A 24,293-nucleotide genomic window follows, 5' to 3' on the forward strand; every position below is an offset into this window, starting at 1 on the left:
TTATCCTTTATTCCTTTATGAAACCCTACCTGCAGCTTTTCGATTTTTCGAAGAAAATTAATTACCGGACTGAAATTCTTGCAGGCTTAACCGTTGCCATGACCATGATTCCCGAATCGTTGTCGTTTGCCATACTGGCTGGCTTCCCACCGCTAACTGGTTTATATGCCGCTTTTATTATGGGGCTGGTAACGGCCATTTTGGGTGGCAGGCCAGGTTTGGTTTCGGGCGGTGCAGGAGCAACGGTAATTGTGCTGATTGCTTTAATGAAAACGCAGGGTATCGAATACGTTTTTGCTGCCGTAGCCCTCGCGGGGTAATTCAGATTTTAGTTGGCTTGTTTAGGCTGGGCAAATTTGTAAGGTTGGTGCCGCAACCCGTAATGTTCGGTTTTGTAAACGGGCTGGCGGTAATTATTTTCATGTCGCAGTTGCAGCAGTTTAAAACGCTGGTTAACGGTACCGAAGTATGGTTAAGCGGTACTCCGTTATATATCATGCTTGGGCTGGTGTTGTTAACGGTTGCTATTGTAATTGTGCTACCTAAAATAACCAAAGCGGTACCGGCATCGCTGGTGGCCATTATTGCTGTGTTTATTATTGTATTGGGTTTCGGCATTCATACCAAACTGGTTAAGGATATTGCCTCTGTAGCGGGTGGTTTTCCGCCGTTTCATATTCCAAATGTGCCTTTAAACCTCGAAATGCTTAAAATTATTTTCCCTTATTCGCTGATTATGGCTGGGGTAGGCTTAACCGAGGGCTTGCTAACCTTAAACCTGGTTGATGAAATTACGGCCAGCAAGGGCGATAGAAACCGCGAAAGCATGGCACAGGGGGTAGCCAATATCTTAAATGGTTTTTTTACGGGTATGGGCGGCTGCCCGATGATTGCACAAACCCTGGTTAACCTTTCGGCAGGAGCAAGGGCACGCTTATCGGGCATTATTGCGGCGTTAACAATTTTGCTTATTATTTTAATTGGTGCCCCGGTAATAGACCGTGTACCCATGGCTGCCCTGGTTGGGGTAATGATGATGGTTGCCATTGGTACATTTGAGTGGATGAGCTTTAAGGTAATTAATAAAATGCCTAAGCAGGATATTGTAATCGGTATTTTAGTGGCATTAATTACCATCTGGCTACATAATCTGGCTCTTGCGGTATTGGTTGGGGTAATTATCTCAGCACTGGTGTTTTCATGGGAAAGTTCTAAGCGCATTAGGGCTAACCAATATATAGATGAAACTGGTACAAAGCATTATGAATTATTTGGTCCCTTGTTTTTTGGCTCGGTAGCCAATTTCAATGCCTTATTTGATATTGCAAACGATCCGCAAAATATAACAATAGATTTTAAGCACAGCAGGGTTTTTGATATGTCGGGGATTGATGCTTTGAATAAGCTAACCGAAAAATACCATGATGCAGAAAAGAAGTTGCAGTTAAGGCATCTGAGTGATGATTGCAAACGTCTGCTTAAAAATGCCGACAAAATTATTCAGGTTAATATTGTTGAAGACCCCACATACCGTGTGGCTACAGAAAGATAATTCAATCTACATTTCGTTTGCCAATCCGTTTTACCTTCTTTAATGGGTAACATAATTGCTAGGTTTTATCAAATCTTTTACAGACACTGAAAGGCTTAAGGCTTTCGTATCTGAAATGTTGCTTTTTGCTAAAACGTTTAACTAGTTCTGGAATTCGCAACTAAAAACCGGTTGTTTTATTGTGATCTGCTCGCTGTTTTTTCTTTAAATGCTGTTTTATAGGATGTTAAAATATCAATATATTTTATTAATATTTAATTTTTTATCTGTCCATTCGACAATTAAATTAGGACAATTAAATATTATGCCCTCATTTTATAAAAATTTCATAAAAATGACAATTCTATATTAAAACGTTTTAGTATTATATATATTTGATTTAACCAAATACTAATTATATGAGAATTACTAACCTTTACTATCAAAGTACCCGTCTTCTGAACTTGAGACCCATCTTGCCGTTTCCGAAAAAATAAGTTTTAGAAAATCATTTTTTTACCAATTAAAAGATCCATTAACTATGCGATACTTATGGGCGTGCCTTGTCTTTTTTGCAGTGTTTACGTTAAACGTTTTACCGGTTTTTGCTGGCGCTAATAAAATGCATAAAGGCCTATCAATTAAATCCTTTGTTCTTCAGGATACGACGAAAATCAAGTTCGTTTCCTTAAAAGATTCATTGAGAAAAGACAGCTTAAACCAGATTAAGCAAAAAACAATTTACAATAAGTTATCTGGTGGCGTACAGAAAAACACCGGCAACTTATCCCTTTTCCCTGCCATCTCATTACAGCAAAATTTAAAGGGCAATTATGCTGGTTTGTATGTTCAGGAACCATCGGGCGAACCTGGTACCATACAGAATATGTTTTTGAGGGGAGCACCTATGCCACTCTTATCCAAAAAGGATGTATATGCCTCGCAGCCTTTAGTGGTGCTGGATGGGATTCCGCTCATTGGCGAACATCCCTTCGCTTTTGATATTCAGCAGTACGATTTTAACAGGATTGGTCCGGCTACCAATTTGTTGAGCACCATCGATATTAACAATATCGCATCGGTTGAAGTATTAAGCGATTTAGCCAGTACGGCCATTTACGGGCCAAGAGGCGTAAACGGCGTAATTCTGCTCAAATCAAAATCGCCTGATGGCATTGCACGCAGCATTAGCTTTAACTCTTACATCGGTATGGTGCAAAAGCCAACCGTTAGTACCATTAATGGTAAGTACGAAAACACATTCAGACAGCGCTTTTATGATATTTATACCACAAACGGCAGGTACTCTGACGATGAGGCCTATCCGGTTTATTTAAGCGATTCGTTAAATAATGTATATAGCGGTAAGTCTGACTGGACCGATTTATACTATAAAAATGCACTTGTTTATGGTATCAATTTAGGTTTAACAGGAGGTTCGGACAGGGCCAGTTTCAGGTTCTCGCTCGGTAACACCAAAAGTGAAGGTGTGGCAGATGGAACGGGATTAGACCGTTACAGCGCCATGTTTAATATCAACATGAAACCGGTCAAATGGTTATTGTTCTCGGCAATGATTAACGGTAACCGTTTAAACCGCACCCGCAACAGAAGTTTAAGGGACCGCTTTGCACAGATTAACTATTTCCCGGATTTAAGCGCGCCACTGGCGCCCAATAAAGATTATTATGCCAGCTACCTGAACGAGTACACTAAAGGTTTTGACGATAATAAAACCAATAGTATACAGGGCTTTGCCAAGCTGGTGGGTACTTTGGGTAAATTTAAAATCAGCTCATCGTTTAATGTAGATTATAACGAAGGGTACCGTGATGTTTTTTATGCCCGTACTTTATTGCAGGGAAATAGCTATGCCTCTAACTATTACGGCTTTAATCAGCGTTTAATGATGGATAATAAGGCCACTTACGACCTTAACCTTAAAAACGTACACGATTTTCACTTTGAGCTGGGCCAATCCATGATGTGGGATATTTATAAGTATAACAATGCTTATGCTTATAAAGGCGCCAACGATTACATTAAAATTAACCTGTTAGATTCCAAGCCTAAAAACGATGATGGTTCGGATAATGGCAATTATTTAACCCCAACAGCTTTTCCAAGAGAATTAACTTATCGTTTCTTAGATAAAACAGCTGATAACCTGTTATCATTCTATGGTAAGGTAAATTATTCGTACAACGATAAATATTTCGTTTCGGGTACCTTACGCCTGGATGGTTCATCAAATGCGCAACCTACCAAACGCTGGTTTTACTCGCCGGTACTTTCTGCCGCATGGAACATTAAAAACGATCTGTTAAAAGATACTAAACTGGTTGATGATCTGGTATTGCGAGCTAGTGTAGGTAGAATGGGCCGCGCTTTTACATACGATAACTATGCACAAGGCCCGCAGTATACTGCATCAGTTGGTTATACCGGAAACTTAACCGTACCGGGTTATAACGCTATTGGTGTGCTTACTAGGCCTTACTCTTTTGGTTGGGTGGGTTATGGTGTGCCATGGTCATATTCCGATCAGCTTAACATCGGTGTAGATGTGGCGATGCTCAAAAACCGCCTGCATGTATCGGCCGATTTTTATACCAAGGCTGAGAAAAACCAGCTGCTGGGCATTCCATCGTATGCTGAGTATGGCTACAAACAATCGATAGAAAGTGGCCTGAATATGAGCAACACCGGGGTAGATTTAACCATTAGTGCTTTGGTAATTGCACAAAGCAAATTCTCATGGAATTCGGCCCTTAACCTTAACCACAACAGCAATAAGTTAACAGCATTGCCAAGAGGTTTAAATGAAATTATTATTGGCAACAGATTCTTAAAAGTTGGCCAACCGGTAGATCAGTATTGGTTATTGGAAAACGAAGGCATTTATACAGCAAATAGCCAGGTACCTGTAGTAAACGGACAACCTTTAAAATACAATGGTACGCCTTTAAAAGCAGGCGACCCACGCTGGAAAGACCAGAACGGCGATAACATTATCGACGAGAAAGATAAAGTATTGAAAGGCCATTCGCTACCGGTTTTATCGGGTGGTTTCGATAACTCTTTTACCTACGGTAACTGGAGTTTAGGTACCAACCTGTATTTCAACCTGGGCCGCAAACTCATTAACCAGGACATGGCTAATCGCTTTGATTTTGTAAACCGCGAAGGCAATACCGATGTATCGTCGGTAAAGGAAATTACTTTCTGGGAAAAAAGAGGCGATTACAGCAAATACCCACTGTACAATCCATGGAGCACTGTAATTCCTTACCGTACCGATCAGGATTTGTTTTTAGAAAATGCTTCATTCCTGAAACTGAGATCTGTTTCACTGGGATACGATTTAGGAGCGGTACTGAAAAAGAAGAACATCAAAATCAACAAGTTTTTTGTGTACGGATCGGTAAATAATGTATTTGTAATTACGCCTTACACCGGGCAAGATCCTGAGCTGGTAAGTTACGATGGTATTGATACCGGTTATGGCCAGCCTATACCAAGAACGTATACTCTGGGTGTTAAAATGGAATTATAATATGGAAAGCAATACGAACAAAACATCAACAATGATGAAGAAGATATTATACACATTTCTGCTGGCTACAGTGGTTTTATCAGGTTGTAATAAAGCCCTTGAAACCGATTCGACGCGCGTTGTGGGCGAGAAAAACATGTGGAACACCGTAGAAGATGCAAGGGCAGGTATTATGGGTGTTTATGCGCTTACACGTGCAGCACTATCTGATAACAATGGCCACTGGATTTACGGCGACGTGAGGCCTGGGGAGTTTACAAGCCCGAAAAGACAAGACCTGAAAGCCATTATCAGCAACAATTTAAATGCATCTTACCCGGTAGTAGAATCGCTTTCTGATTGGACCAGGTTTTATGCCATTGTAAATGGTGCGAATGTTTTTATGGAAAATGTAGCCCATGTAAAAGCGACCGATAAACGTTACTCGGATAACAACATGACGGTAGATATTGCTCAAGCTAGGTTTTTAAGGGCTTTTGCTTATTTCTACATGGTACGCATCTGGGGCGACGTACCTTTCATTATCTCATCAAACGAAGGGGTATTTGAAAACAAACCGCGTGAAAATCAGGCCAAGATTTTAGCATGGGTAGAAAGTGAAATGTTAAAGGCCGCAGCCGATTTACCTTACATTTACAGCGGAGGTGACATTCAGCAGCCCAGCAATTATTACAATGAAGACAGAAGCCGTTGGGGCGGTGCGTTGGCCACTAAAGTGACTGCTTATGCTGTTTTAGCACATGTTGCAGCCTGGACAGCCGATTATTCGAATGTGGCCAAGTATGCCAAATTTGTAGAAGATAATTATGGCAAAAGTGGTGGTGGTTTTACTTCGAGCACCGATTTGAGCAACTCAAATGGCTTTTTCTACAATAAAAACACCAGACAAATGTTTGGCTTTAACTCTGATTATGGCCACATCGATGGTTCATCAACCGGACATATCGAAGAGCTAACACTGGCCGAACCAATTATTACCAAAGCCATACCGGATATCTATTTACCGAAAGATTCGATTCTGAAATATTTTAACTGGCCAAATGATGAACGTTTTGCAGTGGATACCTTAGGTCAATCTAAGTACGACCGGTATTTCACTAATTTAAATGGTAAGTATCCCATTTTTAGTAAAATAAAGGTAATTCAGGGTGGAAGTACCGACCCCAACTTCAGGTACTTTACAAGTGCGCTTATTTTTACCCGCTTAGAAGATATTGTGCTTTTAAGGGCCGAAGCACTATCGGTTTTAGGCGACCAAACCGGCGCTGCTAATGAATTGCTGAGTATCCTTCTGCGAAGAACAGTACCGGGTACATCTATTAGTTTTAATGCGAATGGCGATTTGATCAAAATGATTTTTGAAGAAAGGCACCGCGAATTATTGGGTGAGGGGCAACGCTGGTACGATTTAATCCGCTACAATAAAATCAGACAGAACGATGCCAAATTTATGAACCTGATCAATTCGGGCGGTATTTACTGGCCAATTTCGCGTAGGCTTTTGTTGCAGAATAATTTATTAACACAGAACCCTTACTGGCGCTAAACAATAAAGAAATGAAACCATCATCATCTTTCAAATCGCACTGCGAAATGCTTAAGCTCATGATGGCTTCATCACCATTAAAATATAATCAGATGAAAAAATTTGTAAAATATGTGGGAGCCATAACCATGCTTTTATTGCTAGCCCTGGTGTATTCGGCTTGTAAAAAGAACGGAGGCTATTACGAAGCTGCCGGTGAGACCGCGCCGTTTTCGGGAAATATATATGAATATTTAAAAAGCAAGCCTGGTGTTTACGATTCGCTAATTGTAGCGGTTGACAGGATGGGGCTAAAAAAGACACTTACCGATAGTAATGTGACCTTGTTTGCCGTTACCAATCCTAGTTTTCAGCTGGCTTTACGTAATTTAAATGCCCTAAGAAAGCAATCGGATAAAGATCCCTTGTTTTTAGCCAATATTGATGGCGTACAGTTGGATACGATGATTTCTTACTACATCATCAGAGGGGTAAAACCAACCGATTCGTTAAAACTACAGGATGGTTTGAATTTAACCAGCGTAAAGGTTGCTTATCCCATGCATGCCAAATCGGTAAAAGGATCGGCATCGGGCCAGGTGGGGGCCGGACCCGAAGTAATTGAATTCAGTAATACCAAAAAAAGCAAGTTTATCAGAAACTGGTCTACCAGTACTACTGCTTCAAATAATATCCGCACCAAAAACGGAATTGTACATGTAATCAGTCCCGATCACCTTTTCGGTTTCGATGGTTTTGTTACCCGTTTAACCTTTGTTCCGCCTCCGCCAAACTTAATGACTATTGTAGGAGGTACATTTTCTACCAACCGCGAAAACGGTGGTGGGCCAACCAGTGGTGAGAACTCTAAAAAGGTAATCGATGGCGACGATCATACCAAGTTTTTATGCGATTTGAACGGCTTTTTAACGATGCAGTTTAAACTTAAAACACCAGAGGTGTCGTCTGTTTATACCCTAACATCAGCTAACGATGCGGTAGAAAGAGATCCGAAAGCCTGGACGTATGAGGGGTCTCAGGATGGTGTAAACTGGACCGAATTACACCGCGTTTCCAACTTCTTCTTCGAAGAAAGGTATCAGCAAAAAGTATTCAGGTGTACCAATACAGTGGCCTACCAGTACTACCGCGTAAATATTACCGAGTTAAGAAGCGGTGGTGTATTCCAGCTGGCCGAATGGACAATTAATAAAACGAAATAGATGATGGAGTACGGAAAAAATAAATTAGAAAAACTTATGAAGTCAATCCTAAAAAAGGAACATCTTTTTGTAGTGTTTGCGCTGGTTGTTTTTAGCGGATGTAAAAAACTATACAATTTGCCTGACGAAAAAGATTACTTAAGTAACAATGTAAATTTTAGCAATAAAATTCTGGAGCCGATTATTGGCCGTAATAATTTAATAGGTGGTTTTAATGGCGATAACTCAACAGCACCAATCACTTTCGAAATTTTAAATGCAAGGTTTGGAGATGGAAGGCCGGTGAACGATATTTTTCAAAAAGTACCTACTTACGTTTGGATCGCCCCATACACGGGTTTAGAAAAAAGCCTGGCTGAGATTGAGGCCAAAAGAAAACTCGAGGAGCATTCTTTATTGGAAATCCGTTCTTCAGGACAGTTTATTTTGTGGGCATCGGCAACGAACCAACTGATTAAGCCAAGGCCTATAGATAGTACCAACTTTTCGCAGGATACCCGTTTTTTCGATGTAAAAGTTAAAAATACAGGTGGCGAGCGATTAATTAAAGATTTCCAGATCAGGCCGTTCAGGGAGCGCCCTTATGAGCCTTCTAACGATTTTAATGCTTACACAGGCTTGCCTGCACCTGATCCTAAATTCCCGCTTGATAAAAAACTAAGGGATTATATCCGCCCTTATTTAAACAATGTAGTTGGCGCTAATAGTAATAAAAATCTGGTAAGCAATAACGACCTTAAAGATGTGGTGGTTTACATCCGTCCGTTTACAGGCGGCAATGGGCATTCGTTGCGAATCAAAGCTTTAAATAAAGATTCGGTAGAAATCAATCCGGCCTTTTTTAACGAAACCGTTTGGGATAAAATGATACATGGCTTTAACATGCAGAAAACCGATAAGTACGTACAGTATGATGTGGCTTATCCAATTCCACTGGTAGAAGTTCCAACCTCGTACGCCACTGGTGGTTCGAGAGCAAAGGCCGAGCTGAGCTATTCAAGAGGCGCTTTTGGTGGTGGTCGTATCATTGCCAATTTCGGTGTCGATTTCGCCATTTACCGGGCAGGAGATTGGGAAGTTGTATTTCACTTTAAAACAGATAACCCAAAATTTGCAAACGAGTAGGCAACATTTAAAGCTAATATTATGAGAAGAAATATACTTTTTTATGCATTGCTTATAGTATGCATAATGTTAGGCACGAGTGCTTATTCGCAAGAAAAATACATCATTGTGAATGGTACAGTTGTCGATAAAGAAACAAAACAAGGCGTACCCGGGGTTTCAGTAATTTTAGAAGAAACCAACAAAGGTTTAACCCAAACCAATGGTAAAGGCCAGTTTACGGTTAACGTACCGGTGGGTGGAACCTTATTGTTTAAATTTTTAGGTTTTAATACCCAGAAAACAAAAATTACAGGAGCTACCAATATAACAGTAACCATTAGCGAAGACCGCAAGGCACTGGATGAGGTAATTATTGTAGCTTATCAGAAAAGAAGTAAGGAAACCACTACGGGTTCGGCTACTTTAATACAGGCAAAAGAAGTTCAGGATATTCCGGTATCAAACGTAGAGCAGCTTTTGCAGGGTAAAGTTCCGGGCTTAAACATCCAAAATAACACCGGTGCACCTGGTTTCAGGGGTTCGGTGCAGGTGCGTGGTCTTTCGAGCTTAAGTATTTCGGGTAGTGGTAACGAATCTTTCTTACAACCTACATCGCCACTGTACATTATTGATGGTGTGCCTTTGGATGCCGATAAAGCTGCAGAGTTTGGTTTTCAGAGCCAGGGCCCGGGAGTAAGTCCGCTTTCATTAATTCCGCAAGAAGATATCGAAAATATCCAGATCCTGAAAGATGCCCAGGCAACTTCGATGTATGGATCAAGGGGTGCTTACGGGGTAATTATCATCACTACAAAAAGAGGTAATTCTAAAGTGCCACGCATTAGATATGTAACCAATGCCTTCGTTAATGCGCCACCTAAACTGCGCGAAACATTAGGCGGAAATTCCGAGCGCTCGTTAAAAATTCAGCAGATTATCCTTAATGCCCAAAACGTAAACGATATCCGCGCCATTTCTAACACGCCTTTTCTGGCCGACAGTTTAAATGCATACTGGAATAACTCTACCGATTGGCAGAGCGTATTTTACCAAACCACTTACAACCAGAGTCACAATTTGGCACTAGATGGTGGCGACCCTAAATTTAACTATAAAGCCAACGTAGGTTACTATACCGAAAAAGGGGTAATTAAAAATACAGGTTACGACCGTTACAACCTGAACATGAACATGGAGTTTAAACCAAACGATAAATTCAGGTTCTTTGGTTTCATTAACGGTTCAGTAGGTAAGCAAAATAAAGGTAACGGGGTAGGTTTACTTCAATCGGGTGTTGCTGCCAACGGGCAAGCTTCTACTTTGTTGCCGCCGCCATCTTTCTATCAGGCTTCGGGCGGGGTATTATCGGCTTTACAAACCTTAAACGATAACAACTCGAGGAACTTACGTACCAACGTAGAAGCGCGTTACGAATTTATACCAGGTTTAGCGGCCTCTTCTACCTTAAGTTACGATTATACTTCCGATACTGAATCAACATTTACACCTGCTGCTGCCAATGGTCAGTATGCTAAACTATATGATTATGTCGGCAGAAACTTTCAGTTGTATAACCGTAATGGTATCACTTACGCTAAAAGTTTTGGCGAAAAACACAACATTTTCGTAAACACCTTTAACGAGATTTACAAACAAGGTGCTCAGGCTGGTATTACCCGTCAGGAAAGATTGCCTAACGACCAGTTGCAGGGCCCAGCGGGTTACGATGCTTACAACTCAAGAGGTGGTGGTGTATTAAGCAATTACAGAAACGCAACCATTGCATCGTTTGCCGGATCACTTTCTTACGACTACGATAAAAAATATGTGGCCGAATTTTCATACCGTTTAGATGGTACCTCATCAAGCGGACTGGAGAATCCATATTCTAAAAACCCATCAATAGGTTTAAGGTGGAACTTCAACAAAGAAAACTGGTTAACCGATTTAAAATGGCTTTCGTATGGTAGTTTGAGGTTAACCTGGGGACAAAACATTGTACCAACCGGCAACCTGCAAAGTATTTATGGTATTTATAACCTTAATGGTAACTTTAACAACAACCCTACTATTGGTATCAATTACGATCTGGTTCCGAATCCGAATCTTAAACCAACCACAACTACGCAGTATAACTTTGGTTTCGATTTAGGTTTGTTTAACGACAGGTTATCGCTAAACTTCGATACCTATTACAAAAAGGTAGATAACCTGTTGTTCGATAGGTTTTTATCGAATACTACAGGTTTTAATAAACTGGCCAGTAACGATTTGGGTATTGCCAACTACGGTAGTGAGTTAATGGTAACCTTCAGGCCGGTAGTAAGCAAAGATCTCGATATTTCTGTATCGGTAAACGGAGCATTAAACCGAGATGTATTGTTGAAACTTCCTGCCGAATATAATGGCCAGTATATCAGGTTCGATGGTTCGGGTTATTTACAGCACAATGTTTTCCGTGTTGGTAGGAATACCCTGTCTAACTATTTAAGAATTAACCAGGGCGTTTACAGAACCGATGCCGATGTGCCGGTAGATCCGGTTACCGGAAAAAGGTACCAGAGCAGTGGTCAGTTTTTCTTAGGTGGCGATCCGATAATTAAAGATGTAAATGGCGATTATATTTTAGATAACCGCGATTACGAAATTACAGGTAACTCACAGCCTTTGGTTACAGGTGGTTTATCAACCAATATCAGGTATAAAAACTGGGGCTTAAACGTGTACGCAACCTACACTGCAGACCGTACCATTTTAAACAACGCCCTTGCTGATAGGATTGCCATTATGCGTAACCCTTTCTCGCAAACCTCGGTGGTGCCTTTAAACGATCTGGATATCTGGAGAGCACCAGGCGATGTAGCTAAATACCCTTACCCTTATGATTATGCCCGGTTCGATCAAATTCAGCCTTTGCGTGCCGACCAAACCCTTTGGCAGGAAAGCGGAAGCTATTTGAAAGTAAGTAACGTAACGCTTTCGTACATGTTTGATAAGAAATGGATCAGAAGATTTGGACTTAACCAATTGCGGATTTACGCTTCGACCAATAACCTGGTTACTTTTTCGAAATACAGTGGACCTAACCCTGAGAACGTAACCACATTAGGTCGCGATATTTCGAATGGTTATCCTGTACCACGTACTTATAACCTTGGTTTAAACTTAGAACTTAATACAGGCAACTAATCAATATTATTATGAAAAAAGTTATCATTTATACTATAATTATGGCGGCAACTTTCTGTTTGCCTTCCTGTAAAAAGTTTTTAGATGTACAGCCGCTCGATAAACTAACCGGAAACAATTTCTTCCAGTCAAAAGAAGATGTGGTGGCCAACATTTATAATTTATCGCGTATTGTTTTTGGCAAGTACAACGAAACACACTTTGTTGGTGCAACCGGCGAGTACCGTTCGGGCGAAGTGCTTTACGAAAGTCAGTCGGATTTGGCACCTGCCCGCGAGTTTGTTGAGATTTTGGGTAAAAACAACATCTTGTTTTTAATTTCTGGCGGCAGGCCATGGGATTTCTACAACTTTAGCCGCATTACCGATTGGACTGCCTATTATCAGGCCATTCAGGGTGCAAATATTTTAATTGCCAAATTGGATGAAGGTGTTCCCGGCGTTTCAGAAGCCGAGAAAAATTCTTTCAAGGCCGAAGCAGCATTTATCCGCTCGCTGAGCTATTTCACTATGGTGCGCTTATATGGCAATGTGGTTTACTATACCGATGCATTCCACTCTACCGCACAACCTAGAGAAAACTTTGTTTCCGTGTTGAATAAGTGCATCGCCGATTTAAAAACTTATAAAAACAGTATCGCCTGGACGTATACCGATCCGTCATTAAAAGGTGTACGTGCAAGCAGGGGCAGTATTGTGGCATTAATGATGGAAATGAACATGTGGAATGCAGGTTTCGATCCCGCCAATGCCCAAAAATACTATCAGGAAACAGCCGATTTAGGTAAAGAACTTATTGCAAGTAATGCTTACCGTTTATTGCCAATTAACGAATGGGCAACTGTGGTAAAAGGCCGTTCGGATGAGAGCTTATTTGAGTTTTACCGCAGTATTAACTACGGCGATGCAAACGCAAATATTGCCCCTATTGCCGATATGTTTCTGCACTATCCGTACAAAAGACCAGAATATACGCACCGCGTAAGTTTTGCCTACTACCGTGGAGAATACATGCAGAAACTTTTTCAGGATGGCAGCGACAAGCGGATTACAAGCTGGTTTAACGAAGATATTTTTGCCGATAATGGAAAGTTTATGATGCTGAAGTTTGCACAGAACTCATTTTCTACAGGCGAGGAAGATGCCAACCCTGATAACACCTTTATGGTTTTTCGGTATGGTGGCGAAATATTACTGGCTGCAGAGGCATTGGCAGACTTAGGCGAAGATGCAGAATCTATCAAGTTGTTAAATATGGTTAGAGATCGCGCACAAGCCTCAAAATATACTGGTGGTGGCGGTTCGGCCCTTAAAGATTTTATCTTTTACGAAAGATCGAGAGAGCTGATTGGCGAAGGCCACCATTATTTCGACCTGGTGCGTACCAAAAGGATTTTAAGCAACCAATGGTCGTACAACGTATTAACGGCCGATAAATTTAGCCGTGGTGCCTGGACCTGGCCAATAAACTCAAGTGCATTAAACAATAACCCCTTCATGGTACTGAACGAGTACTGGGTTAACGGCGGTAATTAATTTGATTAAAAAGATTAAGAAGAAGATATGAAAAAGCTAATGATGATATGTGCGGCACTTTTACTCTTGTTAAACGCTTGTAAACGTGACGAATATTATATAGATGGCGGCAGGGCCAACCCCGAATATCAGGGCAATATGTTGCAATACCTGAAAGATAAAAAAGTTCCTTTCGATACCGTAGCACAAATTGTTAAGCTGGCTGGTATGGAAGAGCAATTTAGTAAGGAAGACTTTACCTTTTTTGCTTTCGATGATGATGTGATTAAAAGAACAATTGGCGACATACACACTTTCGAGAGGAATAAAAATCCAAGGTTACAATCTTTAAACCAACTGCTTTACGAAGCAGGAAAAGATACCGTAAAAACACTTGATCAGATTAGTCCGCTAATTTGGCGCAAGTATCTGCAACGCTACATGTTTAAAGGTGTAAATGCATTAAAAGATTATCCGCAGATTGATATGGATTTAAAAAGCATTTACCCTGGAGCCCTCCATTATGATTACAATAACGATGTATCAAACATAGGGGTGGTTTATAACAGTGCCAACGGTATTAAGTACATAGGCTACAGGCAATTGGTACTTTCTTACATCCCTGATATTTCAAAACCAAGTGATAATTGGTACATCAGTTATGTGGCGTCATCCGATATTAAACCAACCAATGGCATGGTGCACAGCCTTCGCTATCAGGGCGCATACATTGGATTTAATCTCTACGAGTTTTTTAATGATGTGTACAATACCGGTTTAACACCAAGTAACAAATAATTAGCCTGTTGTAATTTTAAAAGAACAAAAACATGAAAAAAATAAAATACATGCTAATCGTATTTTTTCTTTGCTCCTTAGTTATTCAGGGATGTAAAAAAGAAGAAGAATTGGGTAGCGATCCGTATGCAGATGGAAAGGCTGCTTTGGGTATTGGTATTAGCCAGACTTTACTGCCTGTTCCGGCAGAAGGGATAGTAGGCACAACGGTTACCGTTAAGGCCACAGGGCTTTTACCTTATAAAGATCAGTTAAGCTTTATGTTTAATGGCGAAAAGGCACAGGTGTTAAGCGTAACCGCAACCGAAATTACGGTTAAGGTACCCGATGCCGGAAGTACAGGAATCACTTCAATTGCCATTGGCGATCAGTTAATACTTGGTCCGCAGTTCGTTGTAACAGGTATCATCAAAAATGATGTAACCTGGAAAGCAATAGCCGGTACAAATGGTTACGTAAGCCAGTTTTACGAAATGCTGGATGGCCGTGCACTGGTAATTGGTGCTTTTAACAACTACGATAATAAAGGGATTATTACCAATATTAACCGCATTGCCAGAACATCGTTAGATGGCGATTACGACCGTACTTTCAGAACGGGTAGAGGTGCCAATGGTTCATTATCTCGGGTAATCGAAATTGGCGGGAGGTTTATTATTGCCGGCGGTTTTAGTGGTTACAACCAGCGTACCGAAAACATCAGCAACATTACCAGCTTATACCCTAATGGAGCGATTGATACCATTAAAATACAAACCAAAAAGAAACCAACCTTAACCGATACGGTTACCCAAAAATGGTTTCCTAAATTTAATGGCGGTACCAACGAATATATTAACCGTGTTTATCCGCATCAGGGAAAAATTCTGGCAACAGGTAATTTCAGGTATTATGTAAAACGTACATACGATAAAGATAATTACGATTTTACACGCGATACGGTTATTCTGGATAGTACCGAAATCCGTCAGATATTGAGGTTCAATCTCGATGGTTCTTTAGATAAAACCTATCGTTTCAATACAGGAACAAACAAGGGTAACGTAAGCGCCAATGGCCCTATCGATACCTACATGCATACCGATGCAGCCAACCTCGAAAAGCTAATGGTCTTTGGTAATTTCAACACTTTCGACGGGCAACCTGCTGTACGGATATTAAGGCTTGCAGCCAACGGAACGGTAGACCAAAGCTTTAACCCGGGCAGCGGGGTAGATAATGGTATCGGCTCGCTTACTTACAATGCTACTACCCACAAGTATTTAATCACCGGAACCTTTACCCGTTACAATGGCAAACCTGCCAATGGAATGGCCCTGATTAACGAAGACGGAAGTTTAGACGAATCGTTTAGCGCGCGGGCATTTGAGGGTGGCTATCCTGGTTTTGCACGGCAAATTACAGGCGGACTGATTGTAGTAGGTGGAGGCTTTAAAAAATACAATAATGTAACCCGTAATGGTTTTATGGTACTTACCGCGGCAGGTTTACTTGCACCGGGATATAATGCCACAGGCCCATTCTCCGGAAACCTGTCGGATGTGGTTGAAACCAAATCTGCCGATGGTAAAAAAGCCTTGTTGCTGATTGGCGGCTTTAACCGTTTCGATAACCAGCCCTATAACAATATTGTAAGAGTAACTATTGAATAAGCCCAGTTAAATATAAATTAAGATGAGCATAATGAAAAAATATAAATTATTGATTGGTCTCATGGCCGCAATAATTACAACCGCCATATTTTCTTGTAACAAAGATTTCGATAGAACGCTTACCACTAAAGATGGTACCGATACTACCAAGGTAAGGTATGGCAGCCGTAAGGTTTTGTATCTGGTTGTTGATGGTGCAAGAGGACAATCGGTAGCGGCGGCCAATATTCCAAATATTACCGCTTTACTGCCAACCTCTATTTACAGTTGGGTGGCCTTAAACGAGCCTGAATCTACCCAGAACGCCAGCAATTGGGCAAACATGTTAACAGGGGTAAAGAAAACCAAAAGCCTGGTAAACGATGATGCGCTGACCAATAATAACCTGCAGAATTATCCGATTATTTTTAAACGGATTAAAGAAAGCAGGCCGCAGACTAAAATTGCGGCTTATACCTCGTCGGCAGTGTTTAAGAGCTTAACCACCGGTGCCGATATCAGCGATCTGGTAGCTGGCGACGATCAGGTAAAGGCAGCGGTAATTAATCAGCTGAATACCGATACAGCCTCTGTGGTTGTTGGGCATTTTACCGATGTAGATAAAGCTGGTGCCGCTTCTGGTTACGATAATTCATTTCCTGCATATAAATCGGCAATCGAAAAATTTGATGCCGGTGTTGGAGAGATTATCACCGCTTTAAAGAAACGTAAAAACTATGCAAATGAAGATTGGCTGGTCGTAATTGCCTCGAGCGATGGAGGTGCATTTACACTTCCACCGAACGCCGACGATCAAACCATTTTTAGTAAAACAGCCAATAACGCATTTGTAATTTATTACAGCGCAAGTTATAAGAAAAGGATACTTGTTAAGCCATTTACCGGTAACCGCTACCTGGGCAAAACAGTTAAACTGGTTGGACAAGATATCAGGGCAGAAATTGCAGGTACTGATGCAAGTGTTTATAACATAGACGATACCACAAAAATGACCATAGAGCTCAAGGTGAAAAAAAACAAAGAGCAGTTTTTCTGGCCAAGTATTTTGGGTAAAAGAAACGAGTGGTCGGGCGGTCACCCTAGCGTGGGCTGGGTAATTTACCTCGAAGACCGCTACTGGTATTTTGAGTGGAGAGGAACCAAAGACGGCGATTATAAGCAATGCAGAGGTGGCGACCTCATTCAGGGGCGCTGGGAAAATCTTTCGGTAAAATTAGAGCAGCGTGGCAATCAAAGGTTTATCCGTACCTACACCAACGGAACTTTCAATAACGAAGTTGAAATTACAGCTTCAGGCTCACTGGCTAATTCGAATGCACTTAAACTGGGCTATTTAAATGGTCAGGGTCACGGAGAACCTGATGTTTACGTTACCGATATCCGTTTCTTTAAACTAAGCGTACCCGATGGCGTTATTGGGCAATACGCCTGCGAAACAGCTATTGATCAAAGTCATCCTTCTTATAACTTTTTGGTTGGTTATTGGCCTGCAACCGACGGAAACGGCGATAAAATGATCGATCTTTCTTCTCAGGCCCGCGATTTTAAATTGCAGGGAGCATACGTTTGGGAGAATTTTAACGATCTAATCTGTCCGCCTGCTGCCAGTACTCTGGCAGTGATGGTACCACAAACAGCCGATATACCAGTTCAGGTAATTAACTGGTTAAAGATAGCCAACAAGCAAACCTGGGCGCTTGATGGTAGAGTGTGGTTAGATCAATAAAATTTTGCGGATCATTTAAAAATATCGAAAATGAAAAAAATTATATACACTGTATTAATAGGCCTAACCATTATTATTGGTGCCTATTCATGTAAAGAATCGCAGATAGAAGATTTGAAATTGCCTGATAACGAAAGTAGTAGTATCACAGGAGAAGGAATTGTTGTTGGTAATGTTTCTATTGATAATCAATTTGTTAGGGTGCCATTTAAAATTTCCCTAACAAATGCTGCACAAGAAGCTTTTCAGGTGGGTTTAACCTTAAATAACGATACCGTTGCACAGTTAATCAATAACGGTACTTTAACCAATGCTGTACTAATGCCTTCAACAGCGGTAGAATATCCTACTGTAATTAATGTATCGTACGGTGCAAATAGTGGCGAAGGTATTGCCATTGTGCGCAAGGCTGCACTAGAACGTTATTATGGTAAAAAAGTAGTTTTTGCCTTAAAACTGGCTGCACCTGGCAAAGGTAACAAAGTAGCCAATGGTAAATCGAACATTTTGGTTGTAATCAATACAAGCGAACTCTTTAAATCTACCGATATCCATTATTTAACTTTTCAAGGTGGGGGCATTTATAATGTTGCCCAAGGGCCTAATTATCAAGTGGGGCCTGCAGGTGTTACTATTCCTTTAATTATCAGTTTAGAAAATGCACCTACGACAGCCTTTAACGTAAAAATTAAAGATAATGTAGATACGATTGCAACGTTGCTTTCGGCAGGTACCCTTACAAATGCCATTCACCTTGCCGCTAAAGATTTTACGATTGATACTTTGGTGAGGTTTAATACCGGTGCAAGCAGTGCAACAGTCAGGTTATCCATTCCGTGGCCGGTTTTCGATGCCAACATTGTAGCCAATAAAAAATTCGCTTTTGCATTGAGCTTGTACGATAACACCAATCACGTAATCCACCCAACAAAAGGTAAGGTAATTGTAGTTGTAGATCCAAATGTAAACCTCGATAACAACTCGCCGATTATTGGCAATGGTACCGGTTTAATTGCCAAATACTATACCAATACCCAGCTGGCACCAGATGATGGCCGTGAGCCTTTTGCTACCCGCGTTGATGGTACGATTGAGTTTTCGGGCGATGGCTGGCCGGATAACGTAAAAAATACTTCTGGTACATCTTTAAGCCGTGATAATTTTGCCACAAAATGGTCTGGCGAATTTTTGGCACCGGTAAGAGGGGATTATGTTTTCTACCAAACCCGTTGGGATGATGGATCGCGGTTATTCATTAATGGTAAGGCAATTATTGATGACTATACCACGCAGTGGGATAAACCAGAAAGAAAAGCAACTATCCGTTTAGAACGCGGTATCAGATATAGGATTGAAGCGCACCACCGCGAAAATGTGGGTGGTCAACAAGCTTACCTCGAATATGAGGTGCCATCAGCTGGTATAACAGGTAAACGTGCTGTACCGAGAACACAATTATTTCCAACTCCATAAACATAAATAGATATGAAAAGTAACATGAAAAGATTATTCAACATCTGTGCGCTTTTACTGCTTATCGTTGTGTTAACGGTAAAGTGCAAAAATAGCGATACGGAGGAGGTTGTTCCCGTAGTGGAAGAACCCAAACCATTGGTAGCTTTCGATTACAAAATACCAGATCCGGTAAAATACCAGGAGGTACAGTTTACGGCCGAGCTGAAAAATTATAAAACCTTGTTGTGGCAGTTTGGCGATGACAGTACTTCGGTTGAAGTTTCGCCTAAACACGTGTACCGCTTTCCGGGCACTTACCGGGTAATTTTAACCATCCGTAACGGACAGGGCTACTCTGCAACCAAAGAGATTAATTTGAAAGTTGTCGATCCGAATTTCGACCCGACCAAATATGGCGAAAACTACATGAAAACCATTGGCGGTAAATTTTCGGTTAACCTCGAGGCCGGCGCCGGCCCCGATTCGAACGAGGGCTCTAAAAAGCTGGTTGACCAGGATATTAACACTAAATTTTTACAGGCAGGTTTTGATGGAACGCAGCGCTGTACTTTCGAACTCAATACCCCACAAGTGGTGGGTGCCTATACCATGACTTCGGGTAACGATGCAGCCGACCGCGACCCAAGGTACTGGATTTTACAGGGCTCGTTAGATGGTATTCAGTTTACCGATTTGCACACCGTAACAGTTTGTCCATGGGCCAATGAGAACAGTGGCGTAAGCAGGAAACAGACTAAACTTTTCCACTTCGATAATTACATTGCCTATAAGTTTTACAGGCTTTACATCAAATCGAACAGGGGAAGCCGTATATTCCAGCTTGCCGAGTGGACAATCAATAAAAAACAACCATAAGTAACATTCTCTCCACACCATTTGAAAATACATGAGGCCTAAAAACTTCATGTATTTTTTTTGAGAAGATTTTACTGATATCTATCGTTCAAATTTAATTGTCAATTTGACAATTAAAATCTGAATTCTCTCGTCTAATTAAATTATATTTTATACTTTAGTAAAACGTTTAACTAACGCTGTTTCTAACCGGAATATAAATTTCATTACACACACAATTATGAACAAAATCAAAACTTTAAAATTTTTAGGCTTACTGGGCTGCATGTTTGCAGGTGGTTTATTAAAAGCGCAGGACCGAAAGGCACCGGCTTATCCGTTAATTACGCACAATACCTATTTCAGCATCTGGTCTAACACCGATAAATTAAACGAATCGTCAACCGAACACTGGACAGGAGCAGAGCATTCGCTTTTAGGGCTTATTGATGTAGACGGGGGATTTACCGTTTTTTAGGTAAAGAAGCTACGAATTACAAAACCATAGTGCCTGCTTCTGACGAAAAAGGCTATCAGGTAAATTATACCGAAACCGAGCCAATAGGCGATTGGAAAGCTGAAAACTACAACGCTGGTAGCTGGCAAACAGGTACTGCACCCATTGGCGATGATGCCAAAACCGTTAAAACCTTATGGAAATCTCACGATATATGGGTGCGTCGAACATTTAATGTTGCCAACCCTAAATCAATAAACGAGCTGTTTTTAAAAATAAACCACGATGATAACATTGAGGTTTACCTTAACGGCAAGAAAGTATATACCAAAGAAGGTTGGACCAATACTTTCCAATACATTGCCTTAAGCAACAGCGATAAAAATGCATTAAAGGCTGGTTCAAATGTAATTGCAATCCATTTACTTAATACAGCAGGTGGCCGTTACCTCGATTTCGGCCTGGTTGATAAATTAAAAGATAACGCGGAAAAAGTACAGCTGGCTAAACAAAAAAGTGTTGATATTAATGCCACGCAAACCATTTACAACTTTACCTGTGGTAAAATCGATTTAAAATTAACCTTTACTTCGCCATTGTTAATGAACGATTTAGGTTTGTTTGCTCGCCCGGTTTCTTATGTTTCCTACCAGGTGAAAGCCAACGATGGTAAAACGCACCAGGTTAAGGTTTATTTAAGTGCATCAACCAATATTGCAGTTTACAGACCTTCACAAGTGGTAAATACTACAAAATATAACACGCCAAAATTATCGGTTTTAAAAGCAGGTACGGTAGAGCAACCAGTGCTTCAGAAAGCAAGCGATGACATGCGGATTGACTGGGGTTATTTTTATGTTGCTGCCCCAAAAACCAGCAATGCTATCCAGTTTGTAACTTCCGAAAAGGATGCTGCAGATGCTTTCAGAAACGGAAATTCAGCCTCAACAGCTAAGCAAGGCAAAATGCTGGCGCTAAATACCCTTATTCCTTTTGGCAATGTGGGCAAAACGGCTGTAGAAAAATTTGTTGAACTGGGTTACGATGAAATTTATTCAGTACAATATTTTAACCAGAATTTAAGGCCCTGGTGGAATACTTCTGGCAAGGAAACCATCGAAGGTCAGTTAACTGCTGCAGCTAATGAGTACAAATCGGTGATCGCCAAATGCGAAGCCTTTAATAAAACAGTGTATGCCGATGCATTAAAATCAGGCGGAAAAGAATATGCAGATTTGTGCCTTTTAGCTTACCGCCAGAGCATTGCCGCCCACACATTGGTAAAAAGCCAGCAGGGCGAAATTTTATGGCTATCAAAAGAGAACAATAGCGGCGGTTTTATCAATACCGTTGATGTAACTTATCCATCAGCACCATTATATCTGATTTATAATCCACAATTGTTGCAAGGTATGCTAAATGGTATTTTCTATTTCAGCGAAAGCGGAAAATATCCTCACCCTTGGGCTGCACACGATTTAGGTACCTATCCTTTGGCAAACGGTCAAACTTATGGCGAACCCATGCCGGTTGAAGAATCGGGCAATATGATTATTCTAACTGCTGCTATTGCTAAAGCACAAGGAAACGCCGACTATGCTAAAGCACATTGGAAAACACTAACTACCTGGGTTGATTATTTAACGAAAGAAGGTTTAGATCCAAAAACACAACTCTGTACCGATGATTTTGCCGGTCACCTGGCGCGCAACGCAAATTTATCGGTAAAAGCTATTGTAGGTATTGCCTGTTATGCGCAAATGGCACAAACTTTAGGTTATACAGATGTAGCTAAAAAATACCGTGACATTGCCGAAAGCATGGTACCAAAATGGATGGAAATGGCAGATGCTGGCGATCACTACGCTTTAACCTTCGATAATAAAAATACCTGGAGCCAAAAATACAACCTGGTATGGGATAAGGTTTTGGACTTAAATCTCTTCCCGCAAAAAATTTACGATACCGAAACCAAATATTACTTAACCAAACAAAATAGGTACGGTATTCCATTGGATAGCAGAAAAGCTTACACCAAAAATGATTGGATTTTATGGACAGCTACATTTGCACCAACCAGAGCAGAGTTTGAGGCTTTGGTACATCCGGTTTATAAACATGCTATAGAAACAGAATCAAGAGTACCATTAAACGATTTCTATGATTCGAATACCGGTATTCGCGATAATTTTAAAGCCCGCAGTGTAGTTGGTGGTTTTTACATGAAAATGTTTGCCGATAAACTAAAAGCCAAATAGGATTTAATTTAATACCCTTTAAACAATCGAAGGTCCTGTATTTAATGCAGGACCTTTTTTATTTAGCACTTTTGGCTTATGCGCGTTTATTAACGCGTGCACTTTAGCTTCGCGACTCTGTCGCATTTTTAATTCGTTGCAAATGAATAGCTATTTCTATACAACCTGTAAAAACGAACTTGAACGAATACGCTTATATGCCCTTAAATGTCTCATATGGTAAATAACAGCAGTAGACTAAAATTCAAACTCCAGCTGGTTGCTTTCCGGCTTCTCAACCGGTCCGTCCTCATAAAAGCGCGACAAAGTAATGCCGAGCAGCCTTACTTTTGATGCACCCAGCTCTGCTTCTTCAAGCAGCTTAACCGCTTCCTTATACATTACCTCTGCCTGGTAAATAGGTGTAGAAAACGACCTGCTACGTGTAATGAGCTTAAAATCGGCAAATTTTATTTTTAAGGTAACTGTTTTACCACTCAATTGGTATTTTTCCAAACGTTTGCTTACTGTTTCACTAATCTGTTTCAGCAAATCGTGCATTACAGCATCGTCGTTGGTATCTTCGGGGAGTGTATCTTCAGCACCAACTGATTTTGTTTCGCGGTGGGCTTGTACCGGTCGCTCATCTATTCCACGTACAATTTTATAATAAAACCTACCCGATTTACCGAACTGAGCAACCAGCTGCGATTCTGTTAAATTCTTTAAATCGGCTCCCGTGTTAAGCTGCATGGCTTTCATTTTGCCGGCGGTTACTTTACCCACACCAAAGAACTTTTCAACCGGAAGTTTTTCCATAAAAGCCTTAATCTTTGATGGGCCAATAAACGTTAAGCCATCTGGTTTGTTCATATCAGAAGCTACTTTGGCCACAAATTTATTAACAGATACCCCGGCTGAGGCTGTTAAGTTCAATTCGTTTTTAATGGCGTCTTTAATCGACTGGGCAATATCAATTGCCGATCCAATGCCCAATTTATCTTCGGTAACATCCAGATAAGCTTCATCAAGAGATAAGGGTTCTATAAGATCGGTGTAACGGCTAAATATTTCTCTGATGGCCTTTGAAACAGCAGAATAGGCATCGAAACGCGGATATACAAAAATAGCCGTAGGACATAGCTGGTAGGCTTTACTACACGACATGGCCGAACGGATCCCAAATTGGCGGGCTTCGTAACTTGCAGTAGCCACCACGCCACGACTATCGGGTTTACCGCCAACCACAATTGGTTTGCCCCGGTATTCCGGAAAATCGCGCTGCTCTACCGATGCATAAAAAGCATCCATATCAATGTGGATTATTTTCCTTAAAACCGTATTGTTTTCTTCCGACATGAATGGTTAAAACCTAACCCGCAGTAACTCCTAATGAAGGTTGCAAATTAAAAAAGCAAGCCAGAGTAGGGGGTAGCAGGGATTAATTTTGCTTAAATTTCGCTATTTT

14 protein-coding genes and 1 pseudogene are annotated in these 24,293 nt (G+C 40.9%); 14 read left to right on the top strand and 1 reads right to left on the bottom strand.

Translation table 11 applies throughout. From position 1 onward, the window contains the following. Positions 1–17: 17 nt before the first annotated feature. The 14 genes and pseudogenes from G7074_RS12595 (at position 18) to G7074_RS12655 (ending at position 22,846) form a co-directional block, all read left to right on the top strand. Positions 18–1,552, top strand: a pseudogene (locus G7074_RS12595) (SulP family inorganic anion transporter). A 679-nt stretch (positions 1,553–2,231) separates the two neighbouring features. After that, positions 2,232–5,087 carry a SusC/RagA family TonB-linked outer membrane protein gene (locus tag G7074_RS12600; RefSeq protein ID WP_233603969.1) on the top strand — a complete coding sequence of 952 codons (2,856 nt, stop codon included), beginning with the start codon at positions 2,232–2,234 and terminating at the stop codon, positions 5,085–5,087. Positions 5,088–5,121: 34 nt separating this feature from the next. Then, the gene (locus tag G7074_RS12605) at positions 5,122–6,633 is read left to right on the top strand and encodes a RagB/SusD family nutrient uptake outer membrane protein (RefSeq protein WP_233603968.1); all 1,512 of its coding nucleotides are present in this window, start codon (positions 5,122–5,124) and stop codon (positions 6,631–6,633) included. 11 nt (positions 6,634–6,644) lie between these two features. Continuing rightward, on the top strand, positions 6,645–7,835 hold the full coding sequence (locus G7074_RS12610) for a fasciclin domain-containing protein (protein ID WP_233603967.1): 1,191 nt from the start codon (positions 6,645–6,647) through the stop codon (positions 7,833–7,835). 36 nt (positions 7,836–7,871) lie between these two features. Next, on the top strand, positions 7,872–8,960 hold the full coding sequence (locus G7074_RS12615; RefSeq protein ID WP_166208671.1) for a DUF5007 domain-containing protein: 1,089 nt from the start codon (positions 7,872–7,874) through the stop codon (positions 8,958–8,960). A gap of 21 nt (positions 8,961–8,981) precedes the next feature. After that, a complete protein-coding gene (locus G7074_RS12620) occupies positions 8,982–12,131 on the top strand; it encodes a SusC/RagA family TonB-linked outer membrane protein (protein ID WP_233603966.1) in 3,150 nt (1,049 codons plus the stop codon). 11 nt (positions 12,132–12,142) lie between these two features. Then, entirely contained in the window at positions 12,143–13,666 is a 1,524-nt protein-coding gene (locus G7074_RS12625) for a RagB/SusD family nutrient uptake outer membrane protein (RefSeq protein ID WP_124562102.1), read from the top strand. Between the two features lie 27 nt (positions 13,667–13,693). Further along, the gene (locus tag G7074_RS12630) at positions 13,694–14,443 is read left to right on the top strand and encodes a hypothetical protein (protein ID WP_124562101.1); all 750 of its coding nucleotides are present in this window, start codon (positions 13,694–13,696) and stop codon (positions 14,441–14,443) included. Between the two features lie 32 nt (positions 14,444–14,475). Then, complete coding sequence (locus G7074_RS12635) at positions 14,476–16,095, top strand: DUF5008 domain-containing protein (RefSeq protein ID WP_166208674.1); 1,620 nt, start codon at positions 14,476–14,478, stop codon at positions 16,093–16,095. A gap of 31 nt (positions 16,096–16,126) precedes the next feature. Further along, positions 16,127–17,821: a DUF4983 domain-containing protein gene (locus tag G7074_RS12640; RefSeq protein ID WP_158674118.1), complete on the top strand. Its 1,695-nt coding sequence runs from the start codon at positions 16,127–16,129 to the stop codon at positions 17,819–17,821. Positions 17,822–17,851: 30 nt separating this feature from the next. Beyond that, positions 17,852–19,294, top strand: coding sequence for a PA14 domain-containing protein (locus tag G7074_RS12645; RefSeq protein WP_166208677.1), 1,443 nt, complete (start codon positions 17,852–17,854; stop codon positions 19,292–19,294). A gap of 24 nt (positions 19,295–19,318) precedes the next feature. Then, positions 19,319–20,152: a PKD domain-containing protein gene (locus G7074_RS12650; protein WP_166208680.1), complete on the top strand. Its 834-nt coding sequence runs from the start codon at positions 19,319–19,321 to the stop codon at positions 20,150–20,152. 220 nt (positions 20,153–20,372) lie between these two features. Further along, a complete protein-coding gene (locus tag G7074_RS27205) occupies positions 20,373–20,609 on the top strand; it encodes a DUF4964 domain-containing protein (protein WP_240916528.1) in 237 nt (78 codons plus the stop codon). 29 nt (positions 20,610–20,638) lie between these two features. Beyond that, positions 20,639–22,846: a glutaminase domain-containing protein gene (locus G7074_RS12655; RefSeq protein WP_240916529.1), complete on the top strand. Its 2,208-nt coding sequence runs from the start codon at positions 20,639–20,641 to the stop codon at positions 22,844–22,846. Positions 22,847–23,083: 237 nt separating this feature from the next. On the opposite strand, the gene dinB is transcribed toward G7074_RS12655, so the two are convergent. Then, positions 23,084–24,184 carry a DNA polymerase IV gene (gene dinB, locus G7074_RS12660; protein WP_166208683.1) on the bottom strand — a complete coding sequence of 367 codons (1,101 nt, stop codon included), beginning with the start codon at positions 24,182–24,184 and terminating at the stop codon, positions 23,084–23,086. Positions 24,185–24,293: the final 109 nt, after the last annotated feature.

Source organism: Pedobacter sp. HDW13, from assembly GCF_011303555.1.
In the GTDB taxonomy this organism is placed as follows: domain Bacteria; phylum Bacteroidota; class Bacteroidia; order Sphingobacteriales; family Sphingobacteriaceae; genus Pedobacter.